The sequence below is a fragment of the Alkalithermobacter thermoalcaliphilus JW-YL-7 = DSM 7308 genome, assembly GCA_001584565.1.
In the GTDB taxonomy this organism is placed as follows: domain Bacteria; phylum Bacillota; class Clostridia; order Peptostreptococcales; family Peptostreptococcaceae; genus Alkalithermobacter; species Alkalithermobacter thermoalcaliphilus.
Genome location: LSFY01000001.1, coordinates 1285134 through 1307620, shown reverse-complemented (window position 1 = coordinate 1307620; position 22487 = coordinate 1285134). Strand labels below are relative to the sequence as shown.

The 22487-nt window shown below is 30.0% G+C and carries 21 protein-coding genes and 1 pseudogene; 20 read left to right on the top strand and 2 right to left on the bottom strand.

The features are described from left to right. Window positions 1-10 precede the first annotated feature (10 nt). Complete coding sequence (locus tag JWYL7_RS06845; RefSeq protein ID WP_066070848.1) at window positions 11-1009, bottom strand: aspartate-semialdehyde dehydrogenase; 999 nt, start codon at window positions 1007-1009, stop codon at window positions 11-13. Window positions 1010-1149: 140 nt separating this feature from the next. On the opposite strand from JWYL7_RS06845, the gene JWYL7_RS06840 reads away from it, so the two are divergent. The 7 genes from JWYL7_RS06840 to megL all read left to right on the top strand — a co-directional run bounded on the left by JWYL7_RS06840 (window position 1150) and on the right by megL (window position 8287). Then, entirely contained in the window at window positions 1150-2298 is a 1149-nt protein-coding gene (locus JWYL7_RS06840) for a M20 metallopeptidase family protein (protein WP_066070844.1), read from the top strand. Then, complete coding sequence (locus tag JWYL7_RS06835; RefSeq protein WP_066070841.1) at window positions 2276-3154, top strand: type II CAAX endopeptidase family protein; 879 nt, start codon at window positions 2276-2278, stop codon at window positions 3152-3154. Before JWYL7_RS06840 ends, JWYL7_RS06835 begins: the two co-directional genes overlap by 23 nt. 376 nt (window positions 3155-3530) lie before the next feature. Next, window positions 3531-3731: an alpha/beta-type small acid-soluble spore protein gene (locus JWYL7_RS06830; RefSeq protein ID WP_066070839.1), complete on the top strand. Its 201-nt coding sequence runs from the start codon at window positions 3531-3533 to the stop codon at window positions 3729-3731. Continuing rightward, a complete protein-coding gene (locus tag JWYL7_RS06825; protein WP_066070835.1) occupies window positions 3718-4461 on the top strand; it encodes a class I SAM-dependent DNA methyltransferase in 744 nt (247 codons plus the stop codon). The genes JWYL7_RS06830 and JWYL7_RS06825 overlap by 14 nt, the downstream gene beginning before the upstream one ends. A 16-nt stretch (window positions 4462-4477) precedes the next feature. Beyond that, window positions 4478-5356, top strand: coding sequence for an Hsp33 family molecular chaperone HslO (gene hslO, locus JWYL7_RS06820; RefSeq protein ID WP_066070831.1), 879 nt, complete (start codon window positions 4478-4480; stop codon window positions 5354-5356). A gap of 4 nt (window positions 5357-5360) precedes the next feature. After that, the gene (locus tag JWYL7_RS06815; RefSeq protein WP_066070828.1) at window positions 5361-6929 is read left to right on the top strand and encodes a sigma 54-interacting transcriptional regulator; all 1569 of its coding nucleotides are present in this window, start codon (window positions 5361-5363) and stop codon (window positions 6927-6929) included. 164 nt (window positions 6930-7093) lie between these two features. Then, entirely contained in the window at window positions 7094-8287 is a 1194-nt protein-coding gene (gene megL / locus JWYL7_RS06810) for a methionine gamma-lyase (RefSeq protein WP_066070825.1), read from the top strand. A 32-nt stretch (window positions 8288-8319) separates the two neighbouring features. Here megL and safA read toward each other — a convergent pair whose 3' ends face one another. Then, window positions 8320-8946, bottom strand: coding sequence for a SafA/ExsA family spore coat assembly protein (gene safA / locus JWYL7_RS06805; protein ID WP_083528324.1), 627 nt, complete (start codon window positions 8944-8946; stop codon window positions 8320-8322). 208 nt (window positions 8947-9154) lie between these two features. On the opposite strand from safA, the pseudogene JWYL7_RS06800 reads away from it, so the two are divergent. The 13 genes and pseudogenes from JWYL7_RS06800 to JWYL7_RS06740 form a co-directional block, all read left to right on the top strand. Then, window positions 9155-9516: pseudogene (locus tag JWYL7_RS06800) on the top strand (IS607 family transposase); the annotation flags it as partial. Between the two features lie 167 nt (window positions 9517-9683). After that, window positions 9684-10736 (top strand): RNA-guided endonuclease InsQ/TnpB family protein, encoded by a 1053-nt coding sequence (locus tag JWYL7_RS06795; RefSeq protein ID WP_331721832.1) that lies wholly within the window; start codon window positions 9684-9686, stop codon window positions 10734-10736. 120 nt (window positions 10737-10856) lie between these two features. Beyond that, window positions 10857-12164, top strand: a complete 1308-nt coding sequence (gene rpoN, locus JWYL7_RS06790) for an RNA polymerase factor sigma-54 (protein ID WP_066072430.1) — start codon at window positions 10857-10859, stop codon at window positions 12162-12164. 135 nt (window positions 12165-12299) lie between these two features. Next, window positions 12300-13322 carry a sugar-binding transcriptional regulator gene (locus JWYL7_RS06785; RefSeq protein ID WP_066070822.1) on the top strand — a complete coding sequence of 341 codons (1023 nt, stop codon included), beginning with the start codon at window positions 12300-12302 and terminating at the stop codon, window positions 13320-13322. Between the two features lie 47 nt (window positions 13323-13369). Continuing rightward, window positions 13370-14374, top strand: coding sequence for a type I glyceraldehyde-3-phosphate dehydrogenase (gene gap / locus JWYL7_RS06780; protein WP_066070818.1), 1005 nt, complete (start codon window positions 13370-13372; stop codon window positions 14372-14374). A 91-nt stretch (window positions 14375-14465) separates the two neighbouring features. Beyond that, the gene (locus JWYL7_RS06775; RefSeq protein ID WP_066070815.1) at window positions 14466-15665 is read left to right on the top strand and encodes a phosphoglycerate kinase; all 1200 of its coding nucleotides are present in this window, start codon (window positions 14466-14468) and stop codon (window positions 15663-15665) included. A gap of 12 nt (window positions 15666-15677) precedes the next feature. Continuing rightward, complete coding sequence (tpiA, locus tag JWYL7_RS06770; RefSeq protein WP_066070812.1) at window positions 15678-16424, top strand: triose-phosphate isomerase; 747 nt, start codon at window positions 15678-15680, stop codon at window positions 16422-16424. Window positions 16425-16436: 12 nt separating this feature from the next. Then, entirely contained in the window at window positions 16437-17963 is a 1527-nt protein-coding gene (gene gpmI, locus JWYL7_RS06765) for a 2,3-bisphosphoglycerate-independent phosphoglycerate mutase (protein ID WP_066070809.1), read from the top strand. 24 nt (window positions 17964-17987) lie between these two features. Then, window positions 17988-19280 carry a phosphopyruvate hydratase gene (gene eno / locus JWYL7_RS06760; RefSeq protein ID WP_066070806.1) on the top strand — a complete coding sequence of 431 codons (1293 nt, stop codon included), beginning with the start codon at window positions 17988-17990 and terminating at the stop codon, window positions 19278-19280. 135 nt (window positions 19281-19415) lie between these two features. After that, window positions 19416-19643: a preprotein translocase subunit SecG gene (gene secG / locus JWYL7_RS06755; RefSeq protein WP_066070804.1), complete on the top strand. Its 228-nt coding sequence runs from the start codon at window positions 19416-19418 to the stop codon at window positions 19641-19643. 58 nt (window positions 19644-19701) lie between these two features. Beyond that, on the top strand, window positions 19702-21720 hold the full coding sequence (locus JWYL7_RS06750) for a sodium-translocating pyrophosphatase (protein WP_066070801.1): 2019 nt from the start codon (window positions 19702-19704) through the stop codon (window positions 21718-21720). Window positions 21721-21850: 130 nt separating this feature from the next. Then, on the top strand, window positions 21851-22246 hold the full coding sequence (locus JWYL7_RS06745) for a PspC domain-containing protein (protein WP_066070798.1): 396 nt from the start codon (window positions 21851-21853) through the stop codon (window positions 22244-22246). A 1-nt stretch (window position 22247) separates the two neighbouring features. Beyond that, window positions 22248-22451 (top strand): LiaI-LiaF-like domain-containing protein, encoded by a 204-nt coding sequence (locus tag JWYL7_RS06740; RefSeq protein WP_066070794.1) that lies wholly within the window; start codon window positions 22248-22250, stop codon window positions 22449-22451. Window positions 22452-22487: the final 36 nt, after the last annotated feature.

The window sequence follows — 22487 nt, the reverse complement described above, 5'->3', positions numbered from 1 at the left end:
ACCATCCTTTCTAAATTAAATTATATTTTAATATATACTCAGCAATTTGAACTGCATTAGTAGCTGCTCCCTTTCTTATGTTATCAGCTACTATCCACATGTTAATTCCATTTTCTAAACTAAAATCTCTTCTTATTCTTCCTACAAAAACCTCATCTTTGCCATTAGCAATAGAAGCTAAAGGATATTTATTTAAAGAAGGATCATCAACAACTACAACACCATCTGCATTTTCTAAAGTATCGAATATTTCTTTCATATCGAATGGTTTTTCAAGCTCTACATTTACAGACTCACTATGGCAATTAAATACAGGTACTCTTACAGTTGTAGCAGTTACCTTTAAAGAACAATCATTTAATATTTTCATAGTTTCGTTTATCATTTTCATTTCTTCTTTTGTGTATCCATTTTCTAGAAAAACATCTATATGAGGAAGACAGTTATTTGCTATTTGATGAGGATAAAATTTGTTTTCATTTCCTCTTAAACCTTCTTCAAGATCATTAATACCATTTATACCAGAACCTGAAACAGCTTGGTAAGTAGAATATACTATTCTTTTTATCTTAAATTTATCATGAAGAGGTTTTAAAGCAACAACTGCCTGAATTGTTGAGCAGTTAGGATTTGCAATTATTCCATTGTGTTTTTTTATATCTTCGGGATTTACCTCTGGAACAACTAAAGGAACATCCTTATCCATTCTAAATGCACTACTATTATCAACAACTATAACTCCTTTTTGCTTAGCTATTGGAGCATATTTTAAGCTTACCTGCCCACCAGCAGAGAATAAAGCTATATCTATATCTTTATCAAAAGAGTTTTCGTTTAATTCTTCAACTATATATTCTTTTCCTTTAAATGTTAAAGTTGATCCTGCTGATTTTTTAGAAGAAAAAAGATATAAGTTATTTACAGGAAAATCTCTATCCTCTAAAACTTTTAAAAAAGTTCTTCCTACCATCCCAGTAGCTCCAACTATGGCTATATTCGTCTTTTTCAATTTATATACCTCCTTTAAAAAATGTATTATAATATAACTATGTATTCATATATAGTACCATTCATTATAAGTATATTCAATATTTAGGAATAAGTGAACATTATTTATTTAATATTTTATTGTGTTAAGGAGAGATATATATGTTTTTAAAAGAATTAGATATAGAAAAAAAGGTTACAAATCACAGAAAAATATTAAACTCTATAGCAGAAATAGGAATGAAAGAATTTAAAACATCTAAATATATAAAGGATTATTTAAAACAAATAAATGTTGAGTATGAAGAATTTTTAGATACAGCTGTAGTAGGAGTAATAAAAGGAAAAATTGGCAAAAAAACTATAGCTTTTAGAGCAGATATGGATGGTTTGAATATAGATGGACATGTAAAACACTTATGTGGTCATGATGGTCATATGAGTATACTATTAGGATTGATAGAATATCTTAATGCAAATAAAGAAAACTTAAACGAAAATGTAGTATTTATATTTCAGCCAGCTGAAGAATCGCCAGGAGGGGCTTTACCCCTTATAAAAGAAGGAGTTTTAGAAAAGTATAAAGTCAATGAGATATATGGCCTTCACATATATCCTGAAATAAGTGAAGGAGTTGTTGGGGTAAGACCAAAGCATTTTTTGGCTCAAACAGGAGAAGTTGATATAGAAATAACAGGTAAAAGTGGACATGGAGCTATGCCTGAAAATGCAGTGGATTCAATAGTTATTGCATCAAACTTTATAAATACAATCCAAAGTATAATATCTAGAAATATAAGACCTTTAGATGAAGCTGTTTTAACTATAGGTAAAATAGAAGGTGGAAGCAGGAGAAATGTAATAGCTGAAAAGGTAATTCTTCAGGGAACAATAAGAGCTTTTAAAGAAGAAGTTTATAAAAAAGTAAAAGAAAGGTTAACTCAGATAGCTAAAGGATTTGAAGAAAGTTTTGATTGTAAAATAAAAATAAAAATAAAAGATGATTATCCTGCTGTTTATAATGATGAGAATTTATTCGAAGAAATGAAAAAAGCTATAGGAGATGAAAATATACAGATACTTGAACCACTTATGATATCAGAAGATTTTTCATATTATCAAAAACAAATACCTGGATTATTCTTTATGTTAGGTTCTAGAAATGAACAAAAAGGATTTGTAAATGGTCTTCATAATATAAATTTTGATTTTGATAATACAGTTTTATTAAATGGAATATACATTTATATAAAAATACTTATTCATAAAGGAGTGTTGTCTGATCATAATGAAAAAAACTATAAAATCTAATCTTATTTACCTATTTTTAGCATGTCTTTTCTTGACAGTAGGGGCATTTTTTCAAAGAAAAGATTTAAATTTAGGTCTGCTTATAACAGAATATGGAATAATTCTTATTCCTGCAGTTTTGTTTTCAGTTCTTTTTAAGGGTGACAAAACTTTAAAAGAGTTTTTAAGGTTTAATAAGATAGACCTTAAAACTTTTATTTCATCTTTGTTCATACCTTTGTTTGCTTATCCTATAGCTGTTTTAGGAAATTTAATTGTTATATTTATATTAGATGTTTTTGGGATAAAATATTTTAATTATCTACCGTCGGCATCAAGTTCAAGCGAATATCTTTGGTTTTTAGTATTATTAGCTCTTACTCCAGGGATATGCGAAGAAGTTTTATTTAGAGGGTTTTTTATTAGAATGAATGAAGAAAGGGGATTTGAATTTTCTGTAATATATTCTTCGTTTTTATTTGCTTTATTTCACTTTAATATATTTAACTTTATGGGACCTTTCATAATAGGTATAATATATGGATACTTAACGATAAAAACAAACTCTATCTATCCAGCTATAATAGGACATAGTATTAATAATTTTATAGCTACAACACTTTTATATGTATTTTCAACTAATGACCCTGGTGTAGAAAATGTTTCGTTATCAGCACACCAAGTTTTATTTCAAATTTTATTCTGGTTAGGGGTAGCTTTAATATCATTTATAATAATTAAATTTTTATTTAATATAGTACAAAATAATATGGAAAATGAAGATAAAAAATATGAAAAAAGCAATATATTAGAGTATGTGCCTATATTGATATGTATAATTATGTATATTTATGTTGCTTATTCATACATTGGATGAAAAAATAAAGTCTTCCTTCAAATTTGAAGGAAGACTTTATTTTTAGTATATATGTTAAGGGGGAGTGGGAAAATATTATAACTTTATTTTAGCATTAATTTTAAAAACGTCAATAGTTATTATGCAATTTTGACGAAAAATATCGAAAAAATTTACAAACTATAGTTATTAATTTATTAAGGTATATAATTTCCTATGTGTTATAACAAAGCCTTTCTTTAGAAATATTTTAAAAAGAAGTCTTTGTTGAAACACATTACGGAAATTATAACTTTTTCATAATTTATTAAGGTATATAATTTCCTATGTGTTATAAAAAGGAGCTTATCTGTAAAAAATTAAAAGTAAGTATAATAAAATAAGGAGGAATTTTGAGATGAGTAAAAACAAAAAGAAGAAAATACTAACAGAAAATGATATAATGAAATACGAAATAGCTCAGGAGCTTGGGCTTATGGATAAAGTTCAAAAGTATGGATGGGGTGGCCTTACTGCTAAAGAGGCAGGCAAAATAGGTGGAATAATGACATCTAAAAAGAAGAAAAAGAGTAAAGGAGTAGAAAATGAAACAGTATGAGGAATTTGCTTTTATATACGATGAGCTTATGGATGATGTAGATTATGATGGATGGGTTGACTATATAGAAAAAATTTATAAAAGTGAAAATTTAAAAGTAAATACAATATTAGAGCTTGCCTGTGGTACGGGTAATTTAACTACTAGGTTAGCTAAAAGAGGATATGCTATAGTAGGTATAGATATATCTGAAGAAATGCTAAGTGTAGCAAGAGAAAAAGCAGAAAAAGAAAATTTAGATATAGTTTTTTTAAACCAAGATATGACACAATTAGATTTTGATGTGTATAATATAGACTGTGTTTTGTGTGGTTGTGATGGTTTTAATTATATTTTAGATAAACAAGACCTTTTAAATATTTTCAAAAAGGTAAAAAATATATTAAAAGATGAAGGCTTGTTTATATTTGATATAAGTTCTTATTTTAAATTGTCTACAATACTTAGCAACAATACATTTGCAGAAAATAGAGATGATTTAGCTTATATATGGGAAAATTATTTTGACGAAGAAGATAATATACTGCAAATGGATTTAGCTTTTTTTGTAAAAGAAAAAAATTATTTTAAAAGATTCGAAGAAGTCCATTACCAAAGAGCATATAAGAATGAAGAAATAATAAAACTGCTAAAAAAAGCAGGTTTTGATAAAATAAAGATATATAAGGATTTTACATTTTCTGAAGATGATGAAAGTTCAGAGAGAGTTTTTTTTATAGCTAAAAAATAAAAAGGGAGATGATAAAATGGATTACATAGTTAGAGCAACAGATAAAGATAACAAGATAAGAATATTTGCAGCTCTTACAACGGATATGGTAGAAATGGCAAGAAAAACACATAATACAACTCCTGTTGCAACTGCTGCACTTGGAAGAACGCTAACAGCAACATCTATTATGGGTACTATGATGAAGTCGGATAAGGATAAATTAACTATTACTATAAAGGGTAATGGACCTATAGGAAGTATAGTAGCTGTTTCAAATTCAAAAGGAGTAGTAAAAGGATATGTATCAAATCCTGATGTAGATGTTCCTTTAAAATATGAAGGTAAATTAGACGTTTCTGCAGCAGTTGGTAAAGAAGGAAGTTTAACTGTAATAAAAGATCTTGGACTAAAAAAACCTTACATAGGCAAATATGAATTAGTTAGTGGAGAAATAGCTGAAGATTTTACAGCTTATTTTGCTCACTCTGAACAACAACCATCTGCTGTAGCTTTAGGAGTTTTAGTGGATGTTGATTACTCAGTTAAAGCAGCAGGTGGATTTATAGTTCAATTAATGCCAGATGCTAGCGAGGAAGTTATAACTACACTAGAAAATAATTTATCTAAAATGGAGCCTATATCTACTCTCATAGATAAAGGAAAAACACCAGAAGATATAATAGCTATAGTGTTAGACGGACTTGAATATAACATATTAGAAAAACATAATGTTAAATTTGAATGTGACTGTAGTAGAGAAAGAATAGAAAAAGCTCTTATAACGCTTGGAGAAAATACATTGAGTGAGATTTTACATGAAGATAAAAAGGCTGAAGTTGTATGCCATTTTTGTAACGAAAAATATCAATTTAGTGAGAAGCAGTTAAAAAACATAATAGAAAACATGGGGTAGTTGTATGGGCTGTCTTAGATTAGAGATAACAACGCAAGATAGGATAGGAATGGCCTTTGATATATTAAGAGAAATTTTTTCAATAAATATAAGTATATCGTCAACAGAAGTTTTTACTAAAAAAGTTTATATAAAAATAGATCATATAGATAAAGACAAAAAAGATACATTAATAGAAAATATAAAAAAATTAAATGGTGTAATAAATATAAAAGAAATAAATCTTATGCCAAGTGAAGAACACGAAAGAAGAATATTAGCTTTTATAGATTCTGTAGAAGAAGGAATAATAGCTATAAATGAATCTGGAAAAATAGAAATATTTAATAATTACTGTGAAAACATATTTAACTATTCTAAAGATGAGTTAATAGGAAAACACATAACTAATCTTCTTTCGAGTGATGCTCCTATAATAAGACTTTTAAAAGAAGGAAAAAGCTACAATAACCTAGAGATGAAAATAAAGACAAAAAGAGGAGAAAGTCACTACTTGACAACAGGAAGAGCTATTAAAGATGATTACGGAAATATACTAGGTGCAGTAGCGTCTATAAAAGATATGAAAAAAGTTATAGAGCTAGCAAATATAGTTTCTTCAAGTGATGAAGATGTATTTAAAAATGTAATAGGAAATAGCAAGGAAATAAATAAAGTAAAAGAATTAATAACTATGATATCAAGCTCAGATTCAACAGTTTTACTAAGAGGAGAAAGTGGGACTGGAAAAGAAGTTTTTGCAAAAACTATACATCTTTTAAGTAACAGAAAAGATAAGCCTTTTGTACCGGTAAACTGTGCAGCACTTCCTGAAGAATTATTAGAAAGTGAGCTTTTTGGATATGAAGAAGGTTCTTTTACAGGAGCTATAAAGGGTGGAAAAAAAGGGCTTTTCAAAGAAGCTGATGGAGGCAGCATATTTTTAGATGAAATTGGGGAATTATCAATAGTTCTTCAAGCTAAACTTCTTAGAGCTGTCCAAGAAGGAAAAATAAGAAAAATAGGAAGTGTAAACGAAGAAAGTATTAATGTTAGGATAATTGCAGCAACAAATAAAAATTTAGAAGAAATGATAAAACAGGGTAAATTTAGAGAAGATTTATATTACAGATTAAATGTAATACCAGTTTACTTACCACCTTTAAGAAAAAGAAAAGAAGATATACCTTTGTTAGTAAACTTTTTTATAGATAAATTAAATAAAAAACTAAATAAAGCAATTATAGGTTTTGATATAGATTTTATAAATAAGCTTATGGAATACAGTTGGCCGGGTAATATAAGAGAATTAGAAAATGTAGTAGAAAGAGCTATGAATTTGTGTGATAAAGATATATTGACAAAGAGACATTTGGTTATAGACTTTAAAGAAGATATAAACAATGACTACATAAATGAACAGGTAAGTTTTAAAGAAACTACTTTAAGTGAGATGGTTGAGGCAACTGAAAAAAGTGTAATTTTAAAAACGCTAAAGAAGTATAAAACTATAAGAAAAAGTGCAAAAATTTTAGGTGTTTCTCACACCACATTGGTAAATAAAATAAAAAAATATAATATAAAGTGGAAATAAAAATTTACATATGGAAATAAACATTTACAAAAACAGAAAAAGTGGAAAGTTTAATTTCCACTTTTTCTGTTTTTTTGTAATAGATAAGAAGACTACTCAGGTTAAAAATTTGGCATACAAATTGCTATTTTATAAAATTGAAAATATGTTTAGGGGGCGATAAAATGAAAGATATAAAAAATAAAGGTTTTGCAACAAAAGCAATACATGCAGGTTATGTAAAAGACCCAGTTTCAGGATCTTTAGCAACACCTATATACCAAACATCTACTTTTATATTTGATAGTGCAGAGCAAGGAGGAAGAAGATTTGCACTAGAAGAAGGTGGATACATATATACAAGACTTGGAAATCCTACATTGACACAGTTAGAAGAAAAGTTAGCTTGTTTAGAAGGTGCAGAGGCTGCTATGGCTGTTGGATCTGGAATGGGTGCTATAACATCAGCACTTTGGACAGCTTTAAAAGCAGGAGATCATATGATAGCAGATAAGACATTATATGGTTGTACATATGCATATTTAAGTCATGGTCTTACTAGATATGGAGTAGAGGTAACTTTTGTTGATACATCTAATCCTAATAATATAAAAAATGCAATGAAAGAAAACACTAAAGTTGTGTATATAGAAACTCCAGCAAATCCTAATCTTAAAATTGTTGATATAAAGGCTATAAGTGATATAACTCATCAAAAGAAAGATTGTATACTTATTGTAGATAATACATTCTGTACGCCATATCTTCAAAGACCTATAGAGTTAGGAGCTGATGTAGTAGTTCATTCTGCAACTAAATATCTAAACGGTCATGGAGATGTTATTGCTGGATTTGTAGCAGGAAAACAAGAGTTTATAACTCAGGTTAGATTATTTGGAGTAAAGGATATGACAGGATCTGTTTTAAGTCCGTTTGATGCATATTTAATACTTAGAGGAATGAAAACTTTAGAATTAAGAATGCAAAGACACTGTGAAAATGCTTATAAAGTAGCCAAGTTTTTAGAGTCTCATCCTGCTGTAGAAACTGTATATTATCCAGGACTTGAAAGTCATCCGCAACATGAACTTGCTAAAAAGCAAATGGATGGATTTGGAGGACTTATAGCATTTGAAGTTAAAGGTGGAGTAGAAGCTGGTAAGAAATTATTAAACTCTCTAGATTTATGTAAACTAGCTGTAAGTTTAGGAGATACAGAAACTTTAATTCAACATCCAGCATCTATGACTCACTCTCCATACACAAGAGAAGAAAGGTTAGAAGCAGGAATAAGTGATGGTCTTGTTAGATTATCAGTAGGGCTTGAAAATGTTGAAGATATAATACAAGATTTAAAACAAGGATTAGATAGACTATAACAAAACAAAAAAACTCCCATAAGGGAGTTTTTTTATGGTCTTATAAACATTTGAGTCCAATAAGGTACACCAGATTTGTTAACTGCATACCCAACACCAATTTGTGTAAAGTTTGTTGATAAAATATTTCTTCTATGCCCTTCTGAGTTCATCCAAGCATTTACTACTTGCTGAGCTGTTCTTTGTCCATAAGCTATATTTTCTCCTGCTGCTGAAAACTTAATTCCAAAACTTCTTATCATGTCAAATGGGCTTCCATAAACTGGGGAGTTATGTGAAAAATAATTATTATCTATCATATCTTGAGATTTATATCTAGCAACCCTAGATAACTCCCAGTTGTGAGAAAGAGGTGGCAAGTTTCTTTTAGATCTTTCTAAATTAACAAGTCTTATAACCTCTTGCTCTATAGCCTTTACATCATCTATATTTGGAATAGTTATCTTATCTCCAGGATAAATTAAATCTGGATTTTTTATGTGAGGGTTTGCGTTTATAAGCTCTGATAGACCTACTTGATATCTTACAGCTATTTTCCACATACTATCTCCGCTTACAACAGTATATACGGTATCAGCAAAACTTACACCTAAAAATCCAACAGATAAAAATATAGCAATAGCACTAAAATATGTTTTTTTCAAGAGATTTTTTATCATATATTACCTCCACATTTAAAATTTTGTCTAGATAAATTGTTCCCAAAAGATAAATATATATATGTTGGAATATATATCATAAGATAAAAATATATGGTTATATAAAAAACTATTGATATAGAATTAAACGTAAACAAAATAATGAAAAATATTAAAATTTTAAATAAAATATATTTTTAATTAATTAAATAAATATATTTTATAATACAAGAGAGCCGACTTGGAAAATCAAATCCAGATGTTAAAACAGTTTTGTTTTAGTAATGGATATTGCATATCAAGAGTGTTTTCAGATATAGAAAGTGGGATTAGCTTTGAGAAAAGAAAAAATTTTTTCAAGATGCTTGATGATGTAATTGCAGGTAAAGTAGAAAGAGTTATAATATCTTATAAAGATAGATTAAGTAGAGTAGGTTTTGAGTTATTCTTTAAAAAATATAATTGTGAGATAATAGTTATGAGTGAGGTAGGCTGTGAAAAATTAGATAGTGAAGAAATATTTGAAGAAATAGAAGTTTACTTCAGTGTTATTCTATGAAGTTATACTCTAAAAGAAAAGGAAGTGAATGAGGAAGGTGCAAGTTAATCGTGTAGAAAGGCACATAATACATCCTAAAAATCTTTATTATAAAATGTTAGATGAATTTTGTTTTAAATCTAAAAGCCTTTATAACTTTGCAAATTATCAGATAAGGAAATTGTTTATTAGTGATAATAAATATATCTGATATAATCAAATGGATAAACTATTAAAAAAAGAAGGAATGGATTTTGATTATAGGAATATGCCCACTGCCCAATCAGCACAACAAACATTAAGATTGTTAGATAAGAATTGGAAGTCTTTTTTTAATTCTATAAAAGACTGGAGTAAACATAAAGAAAAATATAAAGGTAAGCCTAAATTACCGAATTATTTACCTAAAAACGGAAGGTTTCAATTAATACTAACAAATTGTAATTGTAAATTAAAAGATAATCAAATTCATTTTCCTAAATGTTTTAATGGTTTTAAATTAAATACAAAAGTAACTAATTTACAACAAGTCAGGATACTACCAAGAAACAATCATATTATTATCGAAGTAGTATACAGACTAGAAATACCTGAAACTAAAAAAGATAACGGTAGGTTTATTAGTATTGATCTTGGTTTAGATAACTTTGCAACCATAAGTAATAATGTAGGTGCAAAACCTATAATTCTGAATGGTAAGGGTCTAAAATCAATAAATCAATACTACAACAAAAAAATAAGCCATTATCGTCAAATAGCAAAAAGAATGAATAGCCTTGATTACACTAAAAGAATGAATAAATTAACGGTTAAAAGAAATAACAAAGTAAATGATTTTATTCACAAAGCAAGTAAATATGTAGTAAATTATGCTTTATCATTAAATGTTAACACAATAATTATAGGCAATAACAAAGACTGGAAACGAGAAAGCAAAATGAGTAAAAAAGTTAATCAATCATTTGTAGGAATACCACATAAAGAATTTATAAATAAGATAATGTATAAAGCAGAAAATGCAGGAATTAAAGTAGTACTTATAGAGGAAAGTTATACAAGTGGAACATCATTTTTAGATAACGAATTGCCTGTTAAAGAAAAATATAATAAGTCAAGACGAATCCATAGAGGGTTATTTAGGTCTAATAAGGGTACTTTAATAAATGCAGATTTAAATGGAGCATATCAAATAATGAAAAAAGTATTCCCCAATGCATTTTCGGAGGGGATAGAGGGTGTAGGGTTACACCCAATCAGAGTAAACATAGCTTAGGCTAAGTTGACTGATAAATAATTTTATTAAAATTTTAAATCTATCTTATGAATTTTAATAAAATTAATAACCTAATCAACTCATGATATAAAAAATAAAAAAGGGTGAAATGTAGTGGAAATGAGATTTAATTTAGATATAAGGCAAACCCAAAAATTAGTACTTACAAAACAGCTAAAACAGTCTTTAGAAATCTTAACTATGACTACAAGTGAGCTTGAAGAAAAAATAATAAAAGAAAATGAAGAAAATCCAGTAATAACTGTAGAAAAAAATGAGAACATAGATTGGTTAAGATATATACAAAAAAATAAAAAAGATATAATTCAAAACGAAATATCTGAAACAATAAATTTAGAAAATATGATTAAATATCAAATGACGTTATATGACTATTTAAAAGATCAAGTAAGATACATAAACTTAGATAAAAAAGATAAAAAAATAATACACTACATAATAGATTCTATAGACGAAGATGGATATCTTAGAGTAGATATAAAAGATATTCAAAAAGATTTAAGAATAGATGAAAAAACTTTACTAAAAAACTTAAAAGTAGTTCAAACTCTTGAGCCCTCGGGTGTAGGAGCAAGAAATTTAAAAGAATGTCTTTTAATTCAATTAAAAGAGCTTAGAAATAATGAAGATATAATCGAAAATATAATAAAAGAAGATCTAGACTTATTAGCTAAGAAAAAATACAAAGACCTTTGCAGAAAATACAAAATAAAAGAAGAAAAGTTATTTGATATATGTAAAATAATAAAAAATTTAGAACCAAAGCCTGGAAGAAAATTTTCAAGTTATACAAACAATTACATACAGCCAGATGTAATAGTTGAAAAAGTAGGAAGTGACCTTTTAGTATATATAAATGACAAACATATACCTACAATAACAATAAATAAGTTTTATGAAGAAATTTTAAAAAATACAAAGGACGAGAATGCAAAAGAATATATAAAAGAAAAATTAAATAGAGCAGTAACTCTTATAAAAAATATAGAAAATAGAAAAAACACAATATTAAAAATATCTGAAGAAATAGTAAATATTCAAAAAGAATTTTTTACTAAGGGAAAAAGATATTTAAAGCCTATGATATTAAAAGACATAGCAAATAAACTAAACATTCATGAATCTACAGTTAGTAGAGCAGTAAATGGAAAATATATACTAACTCCATATGGTTTGTTTGAACTTAAGTACTTTTTTAGTTCAGGATTGAATGAAGCTATAGCATCTACTAGTATAAAGGATATGATAAAGGAAATAATAGACAGTGAAAACAAGCAAAAGCCTTATAGTGATCAACAAATAGTGGATATTTTAAAAAACAAAAATATAAATGTGTCTAGAAGAACAGTAGCAAAATATAGAGAGGAAATGGGAATACTATCTTCATCAAGGAGAAAAAGTTTGTAAAATTTAATAAAAATGGCTTGAAAAAAAATAATTGTTAGTATAGAATTAAAAATGTGGGACGTGAAAGTGATATAGGGATTGAAAACGTCCCGCAAGAATACTAAACTGGGATAAGTAATGCCCCAGGAGGAAGAAATGAAAGAGCTAGTAGAAATTCAGAAAAAATTAGTTCCAGAAGTCTTAGATTTAATTCAAAGAAGATATTTTATACTAAGACAAGTATATTTAAACGAGCCAATAGGAAGAAGAGCATTGGCTAACCTATTGGGACTGAGCGAGAGAACTATAAGATCAGAGGTAGAATTTTTAAAAAATCAGGAACTTATAGATGTTCAAGTATCGGGAATGAGAATTAATGAAAATGGATTAGAGGTACTTGAAAAGCTAAAAAAACTTATGGATGATATTATGGGTATTTCTCAGTTAGAAGATACAATAAGAGAAAAACTAAATATCAAAAAAGTTATAATAGTTCCTGGAGATAGCGATGAGGATAAATCTGTAATTAAAGATATTGGAAAATGTACATATAAATACTTAATGGGTATATTAAAAGAAAGTGTAATAATAGGAGTAACAGGCGGCAATACTATGTTTGAATTTGCTCAGTGCCTGCCAGAGTGTAAAAAAGAAAAAAATGTTTTAATAGTTCCTGCCAGAGGTGGATTAGGAAAAGAAGTAGAGATACAGTCAAATACAATAGCTGCAACAGTTGCAAAAAAACTTTGTGGAAATTATAGGCTTTTGCATGTTCCAGACAATGTAGGAAAAGATATACTTGAAAGTTTGATGAGTGAACCAGATATTAATAAAACTCTTGAATATATAAAAAATGTAGACATATTAATATTTGGTATAGGAAGAGCCGAGGAAATGGCAAAAAGAAGAAAAATGGAAGAAGATATCATAGAATATATAAGTTCAAAAGGTGCAGTTGGTGAAGCTTTTGGCCACTACTTCAATAGAGATGGACAAACAATTTACCAAACAAGCACAATAGGAATAACAGTTGAAGACTTCAAAAAAATAAAAGATGCTATAGGGATAGCAGGTGGAACAAAGAAAGCAGAGGCTATAATAGCAATATCTAAAATAAAGAAAGATTTGGTTTTAATAACAGATCAAGGTGCAGCAAATAAAATTCTTGAATTAATTTAGTTTATATTTAAAGTTAATATAAAAAATAAAAAATAGGAGGAATGATCATGATTAAAGTTGCTATCAATGGTTTTGGAAGAATAGGAAGATTAGCATTAAGATTAATGCTAGACAAGCCTGAGTTTGAGGTTGTTGCTATAAACGACCTAACAGATGCAAAAACATTAGCGCATCTTTTTAAATACGACTCAGCTCAAGGACGTTTTAACGGAGAAATAGAAGTTAAAGAAGGAGCTTTCGTTGTAAACGGTAAAGAAATAAAAGTAACAGCTGAAAGAAATCCAGAAAACTTACCATGGGCAGAATTAGGAATAGATGTAGTTTTAGAATGTACAGGATTCTTTACTTCTAAAGAAAAAGCAGAAGCTCACATAAAAGCTGGAGCTAAAAAAGTTGTTATATCAGCTCCTGCAACAGGAGATCTTAAAACAGTTGTATTCAACGTAAACCACGATATACTAGATGGTTCAGAAACAGTTATATCAGGAGCTTCTTGTACTACAAACTGCTTAGCTCCAATGGCTAAAGTTTTACATGAAAACTTTGGAATAACAAAAGGATTCATGACTACTATCCATGCTTATACAAATGACCAAAATACATTAGATGCACCACATGGAAAAGGTGACCTTCGTCGTGCAAGAGCTGCAGCTTCTAATATAGTTCCAAACTCTACAGGAGCAGCTAAAGCTATAGGATTAGTTATACCTGAATTAAAAGGAAAATTAGACGGAGGAGCTCAAAGAGTTCCAGTTATAACTGGTTCTTTAACAGAACTTGTTTGTACATTAGAAAAGAAAGTAACTGCAGAAGAAGTAAACGAAGCTATGAAAAAAGCAGCTAACGAATCTTTCGGATACACAGAAGAGCCACTAGTATCTTCAGATATAATAGGAATTCACTACGGTTCATTATTTGATGCAACTCAAACAAAAGTTATGGAAGTAAATGGAGAGCAATTAGTTAAAGTTGCAGCTTGGTACGACAACGAAATGTCATATACAGCTCAATTAATAAGAACTTTACAATACTTTGTAAATGTTTCTAAATAATTATTGAAAATTATTTAAAAAATAAATTGGTCCGGGTTTTGTAGTTGTCACTACGGGACCGGACCTATTTTTTACGAAAGGAGCATGAAAAATGTCGATGTTTAATAAAAAAACAATAGAAGATATAGATGTTAAAGATAAAAAAGTTTTAGTTAGATGTGATTTTAACGTACCTTTAAAAGATGGAGTTATAACTGACGAAAACAGACTTATAGGAGCTCTTCCTACAATTCAATATCTAGTAGAAAAAGGAGCTAAAGTTATCCTTTGTTCTCACCTTGGTAAGCCAAAAGGAGAAGCAAAACCAGAACTTTCATTAGCACCTGTTGCTAAAAGACTTTCAGAGCTTTTAGGTAAAGAAGTTTACTTTGCAAAAGATGACAATGTAGTTGGGGAAAATGCTAAAAAAGCAGTAGAAAACATGAAAAGCGGAGACGTTGTTTTACTTGAAAACACAAGATACAGAAAAGAAGAAACTAAAAATGAAGACAATTTCTCTCAAGAACTTGCTTCACTTGCAGAAATATTTGTAAATGATGCATTCGGTACAGCTCACAGAGCACACTGTTCAACTGTTGGAGTTACTAAGTATCTTGAAACTGCTGTATGTGGATATTTAATTCAAAAAGAACTTAAATTCTTAGGAGAAGCAGTTGAAAATCCTCAAAGACCATTTGTTGCTATACTAGGTGGAGCGAAAGTTTCAGATAAGATAAACGTTATAAATAATTTACTAGAAAAAGTAGATACACTTATAATAGGTGGAGGAATGGCTTACACATTCTTAAAATCTCAAGGATTTGAAGTAGGAAATTCTTTAGTTGAAGAAGATAGATTAGATTATGCAAGAGAAATGATTCAAAAAGCTAAAGATAAAGGTGTAAACTTATTACTTCCAGTAGACCATATAATAGCTGATAAGTTTGCTCAAGATGCAGAGCCTGTAACAACAGAAAATGAAAATATAAAAGAAGGTTACATGGGTCTAGATATAGGACCAAAAACTAGCGAAAACTACGCTAATGCTGTTAAAAATGCAAAAACAGTTATATGGAACGGACCAATGGGAGTTTTTGAATTTGAAAACTTTGCAAATGGAACAAAAGCAGTTGCTAAAGCTATGGCAGAAAGTGATGCTATAACTGTTATCGGTGGAGGAGATAGTGCTGCAGCTGTAAATCAATTAGGATTCGGAGATAAAATGACTCACATATCTACAGGTGGAGGAGCTTCTTTAGAGTTCTTAGAAGGAATACAGCTTCCAGGTATAGTTGCTTTAAATGATAAATAAGGGGTGTAAACAATGAGAAAACCAATAATAGCAGGAAACTGGAAAATGCACAAAACTATAAATGAAGCTTTACAATTTATAGATGAAGTTAAAGACAAAATAAAAAATACAGATGTGGAAGCTGTTATATGTGCTCCTTTTACTATGCTTTACGAAATGAAAAAAGCTACTAAAGGAACTAATATAAAAATAGGAGCTCAAAACATGCACTTTGAAGAAAGTGGAGCTTTCACTGGTGAAGTATCTGCTTTAATGTTAAAAGAATTAGAAATAGACTATGTTATAATAGGACATTCTGAAAGAAGACAATATTTTAACGAAACTGATGAGACTGTAAATAAGAAAGTAATAAAAGCATTAGAGCACGGAATAATTCCTATAGTATGTGTTGGTGAAACTTTACAAGAAAGAGAAGAAGATAAAACAAAAAATGTAGTAAAAGATCAAGTTAAAGCAGCTTTTGAAAATGTATCAAGTGAAGATGCTAAAAAAGTTGTAATAGCGTATGAACCTATTTGGGCTATAGGAACAGGAAAAACTGCAAGTAGTAAAGATGCTAATGACGTGATATCTTATATAAGAGAAGTTATAAAAGATATATATAGCGAAGATGTATCAGAAGAAGTTAGAATACAGTACGGTGGAAGCGTAAAGCCAAGTAATGTAGAAGAAATAATGAATGAAGAAGATATAGATGGTGCTTTAGTTGGAGGAGCTAGCTTAAATCCAGCAGATTACGTAGAACTGGTTAACTTTTAAGGAGTGATATATATGAAAAAACCTGTAGCCTTAGTAATCCTTGATGGCTGGGGTGTTAGTAATTCTACAGTAGGAAATGCTATAAAATCAGCAAAAACTCCAAATTTTGATAAATATATCTCTACTTATCCTAATACTACTATAAAGACAAGTGGTATGGATGTTGGACTTCCTCACGGACAAATGGGAAATTCGGAAGTTGGACATCTTAATATAGGCTCAGGTAGAATAGTTTATCAAGAACTTACAAGAATAACAAAATCAATAGAAGATAAAGACTTTTTCACAAATGAAGCTTTATCAAAAGCGATAGAAAATGCAAAAAAAGAGGGTAGAAACCTTCATGTTATGGGACTTTTATCAGACGGTGGAGTTCATAGCCATATAGATCATTTAAAAGGAATACTTCAGTTTGCAAAACAAGAAGGATTAAAAGATGTATATGTTCACGCATTTTTAGATGGAAGAGATACTCCACCAGCTAGTGCTTGTCAATATGTAGAAGAAATAGAAAACTACATGAAAGAAATAGGTATAGGAAAAATAGCTACTGTATCAGGTAGATATTATGCAATGGATAGAGATAAAAGATGGGAAAGAACTGAACTTGCTTATAATGCTATGGTTTATGGAAAGGGGCAAGTTTCAGATAGTGCACTAGGGGCTGTAAAATCTTCTTATGAAAAAGGAGAAAATGACGAGTTTGTACTTCCTACTGTAATAATGGAAGGATCAGATCCTATTGCTACTATAAAAGAAAATGATTCTATAATATTCTTTAACTTTAGACCTGATAGAGCTAGACAGATAACAAGAGCACTAGTTGATCAAGATTTTTCTGGATTTGACAGAAAATATTTTGAAACAGTATTTGTGTGTATGACACAATATGATATAACTATTCAGAATGTAGATATAGCATTTAGACCTGAAAAAATTACTAACACACTTGGAGAATACCTAAGCAAAAAAGGTATAAAACAGCTTAGAATAGCAGAAACTGAAAAATATGCTCATGTAACTTTCTTCTTTAATGGTGGAGTAGAAGAAGCGAGTGAAGGAGAAGATAGAAAGCTTATCCCATCTCCTAAAGTAGCAACTTATGATTTAAAACCTGAAATGTCAGCATTTGAAGTTACAGATGAGCTTATAAAACTTATAGATGAAGATAAATATGACTTTATAGTACTAAACTATGCAAATCCTGATATGGTAGGACATACAGGAGTAATGGATGCTGCTATAAAAGCAGTTGAAACTGTAGATACTTGCTTAGGAAAAGTAGTAGAAAAGATAGTTTCACTAGGTGGAAGTGCTATAATTACTGCTGACCATGGTAATGTTGAAGAAATGTTAGACGAAAATGGTCAAGTTGTTACAGCACACTCTACAAATGAAGTTCCATGTATAGTTATAACAGATAAAAATATTGCTTTAAGAGAAGGTGGAAGACTTTCAGATCTAGCACCTACAGTACTAGATATTATGGGATTTGAAAAGCCTTTAGAAATGACAGGACAAAGCCTAATATTAAAATAAACCTATATTGAAAGGAGAATAAATATGACAATAATTCAAGACGTATTCGCTAGAGAAATATTAGATTCAAGAGGTAACCCAACTGTTGAGGTAGAAGTTATACTAGAAGACGGAGTAATGGGAAGAGCTGCTGTTCCATCAGGAGCATCTACAGGAGCTTTTGAAGCAGTTGAATTAAGAGATGGAGAAAAAGATAGATATTTAGGAAAAGGAGTTCAAAACGCTGTTAAAAACGTAAATGATATAATAGCTCCAGAACTTGTTGGAATGGATGCTTTAGACCAAGTAGGAATAGACAAACTATTAATAGAGCTTGATGGAACTAAAAACAAAGGAAAATTAGGAGCAAATGCAATACTAGGAGTTTCTATGGCTGTTGCTAAGGCTGCTGCTGAAGCTTTAGGAATGCCACTTTTCCAATATATTGGTGGAGTTAATGCAAAACAACTTCCAGTACCAATGATGAACATATTAAATGGTGGAGCTCATGCTGATAACAACGTAGATATCCAAGAGTTTATGATAATGCCTGTTGGAGCAGAGTCATTTGCACAAGCTTTAAGAATGGGAGCAGAAATATTCCACAATTTAAAAACAGTTTTAAAAGGAAAAGGATTAAATACAGCTGTAGGTGATGAGGGAGGATTTGCTCCAAACTTAGGTTCAAACACAGAAGCGCTAGAAGTTATAGTAGAAGCTATCAAAAAAGCAGGATATGAGCCAGGAAAAGATGTTAAACTTGCACTTGACGTTGCTGCTACAGAGTTATACGACAAAGAGAAAAAAGTTTATGTTTTAGCAGGAGAAGGAAGAGAATTAACTTCAGCTGAAATGGTAGATTTCTATGCTGAATTAGTATCAAAATTCCCAGTTATATCTATAGAAGACGGATTAGATGAAGAAGATTGGGAAGGATGGAAATTACTTACTGAGAAATTAGGAAATAAAGTTCAGTTAGTAGGAGACGACTTATTCGTTACAAATACTGAAAGATTAAGAAAAGGTATAGAAAATAAAACTGCTAATGCTATATTAATAAAACTTAACCAAATAGGTACAATAACTGAAACTTTAGATGCTATAGAAATGGCAAAAAGAGCTGGATATACAGCTGTTATTTCTCACAGATCTGGAGAAACAGAAGATGCTACAATAGCTGACTTAGCAGTTGCAGTTAATGCAGGACAAATCAAAACTGGTGCTCCATCTAGAACAGATAGAGTTGCTAAGTACAACCAATTACTAAGAATTGAAGAAATAATAGGAGAAGTAGCTCAATATCCAGGAATGGAAGCATTCTACAACATTAAAAAATAGTTAGAATACATTATTAAAGATAAGGGCAGAATAAAGCAGTGTAAAATGCTTTGTTTTGCCTTGTTTTTCTGTTGATTTATGTGTTTTGATATGTTAAAATAGGTATGTTGATTTTGAGTAAAGGGGGGAAGAAAAGTGAAAACATTCTTGATGGTTTTACAGTTAGTAGTAAGTATAGTTTTAATAGTGAGCGTTTTACTTCAATCAGGAAAGGGTTCTGGAATGGCAGAAGCATTTGGAGGAGGATCAAACCAAATGTCTTCTACTAGGTTAAAAAGTACAGACAATATTCTTGCAAAAGTTACAGGTATCTGTGCGACTTTATTTATATTAATAGCAGTATCACTTTTGGCTATACAATAGTGAACTATCCCCAAGTGGGATTATTATAAAAATAAAATAATGTAAAGGAGGAAACGGTATGAACTACACAATTTTAGCACCTGTAGTTGGTATTGTTGCTTTATTATTTGCTTATATGTTAACAAGCAAAATAAATAAAGTTGACATTGGCAACGACAGAATGAAAGAAATATCTTCTTACATACACGAAGGTGCTATGGCATTTTTAACTAGAGAGTATAAAACTCTTGTACCATTCATTGCCATTTTATTTGTTGTCTTAACAGTTGGAATTAATGTAATGACAGCAATTTGTTTCTTAGCAGGAGCTTTATTCTCAACACTTGCAGGTTTCTTTGGAATGAAAGTTGCTACAAAAGCAAACGTTAGAACTGCAAATGCTGCTAAAGAAGGTGGAATGAATAAGGCTTTAGACGTTGCTTTCTCTGGTGGAGCAGTAATGGGTATGTCAGTTGTTGGTCTTGGATTATTAGGAGTAGGGTTATTATACTTTATTCTTACTAACTTTATGGCATATGATCCAAATCAAGCAGCTAACATATTAACAGGTTTTGGACTTGGAGCTTCATCACTAGCACTATTTGGACGTGTTGGTGGAGGTATATATACAAAAGCAGCAGACGTTGGAGCAGACCTTGTTGGTAAGGTTGAAGCAGGTATACCAGAAGATGACCCAAGAAACCCTGCTGTTATAGCTGATAACGTTGGAGACAACGTTGGAGATGTTGCTGGTATGGGTGCAGACCTTTTTGAATCATATGTAGGATCTATAATATCAGCAGTTACTTTAGGATTAATAGCTTATGGAGTAAATGGAGCTGCTTTCCCTCTAGCTTTAGCAGCTGTAGGAATAGTTGCTTCTATAATAGGTACATTCTTTGTTAAAGGTGATGAAAATTCAGATCCTCACAAAGCTTTAAAAATGGGAACTTATGTATCAGGAGCATTAACAGTTGTTGTTGCATTTGTTTTATCAAGACAATTATTAGGAAATCTTCAAGGTTTCTTAGCAATAGTTATAGGACTTGCAGTAGGTATGATAATAGGTCAATTAACAGAAGTATATACATCAGGAGATTATTCTCACGTTAAAAAAATAGCTGATCAATCAGAAACTGGACCAGCTACAACAATTATATCAGGACTTGCTGTAGGTATGATTTCTACTGCATGGCCAATAATAGTTTTAGCAGTAGGTATATTACTAGCTTATGGAGTTGCAGGACTTTATGGTATAGCAATAGCAGCAGTTGGAATGCTTGCTACTGCAGGTATGACAGTTGCGGTTGATGCTTACGGACCAATAGCAGATAATGCTGGTGGTATAGCAGAAATGTGTGAACTTCCAAAAGAAGTTAGAAAAGTTACTGACAAACTAGATGCTGTTGGTAATACTACAGCTGCAATAGGTAAAGGATTTGCAATAGGATCAGCTGCTTTAACAGCTCTTGCATTATTTGCATCTTATACTGCAGCAGCTAATTTATCTTCAATAAATTTAACAAGCCCTGCTGTTATAGCTGGTATGTTAATAGGAGGAATGCTTCCATTCTTATTCTCAGCTATAACTATGGAAGCTGTTGGTAAAGCTGCTTTCCAAATGATAGAAGAAGTTAGAAGACAGTTTAGAGAAATACCAGGAATAATGGAAGGTAAAGGAAAACCTGACTACGCTAAATGCGTTGATATATCAACAGGAGCGGCACTAAAAGAAATGACAGTTCCAGGACTTTTAGCAGTATTATCTCCGTTAGCTACAGGATTATTACTTGGAACTGAAGCATTAGGAGGATTACTTGCTGGATCATTAGTATCTGGAGTTCTTATGGCTATAATGATGGCTAATGCTGGTGGAGCATGGGATAATGCTAAGAAATATATAGAAGAAGGACATCATGGAGGAAAAGGTAGCGATCCTCACAAAGCTGCAGTTGTTGGAGATACTGTAGGGGATCCATTCAAAGATACTTCAGGTCCATCTATAAACATATTAATTAAGCTTATGACTATAGTTGCATTAGTATTTGCTCCATTATTTGTTCAATATGGTGGAATATTACTAAGATTCTTTGAATAAAAAATAAAGCTTCTCGGTTGTTTAAAACTGAGAAGCTTTTTTATTTTAAGAAATGTAGTATAATAGTATTAATATAAGTAGAATATATTGGAAAAGTAACATATAGTTAATATAGAAAGGGGCGATATATATGCAAAAACAGATATATAAATCAAATCAAAACAAAATTATAGGTGGAGTATGTGGTGGTATAGCAGAATACTTTGAAATAGATCCTACATTAGTTAGACTTTTTTGGGTTTTAATTTCTAGCATGGGAGTAGGGGTAGGAGCATATATTATATGTCTTATCATAATGCCTGAAAGAAAAGATTCTAGTGTATTTATACAAGAAAAAGAGTATAAAAAGGAATATGATGGTCAAAATGATAAAAACAGGGTATTAATTGGAGGAGTATTAATTCTTTTAGGTATGGGGTTTTTGTTGAAAAGATATGTAGTTTGGATAGATTTTAAAAATTTAGTTCCGTTTATAATGATACTTGTAGGAGCATTTCTTATATTAAAAAAGGAAGGAGATAATTGATGTGAATAAAAACAATTTATCTTCAGGTATATTTTTTATTATTTTAGGTGTATTTTTAGTTTTGAAAAATATGAATGTAATTACATGGTCTATATTACCTGCTTTTTTTGATCTTTGGCCACTTATACTGATACTAATAGGAATAAATATAATTTTTAATAAAAATAAAATAATAATTATTGTAAGTTTAATTTTATTTTTTTAATTTTACTAGTTTATGGGTATATACAAGAACAAAAAT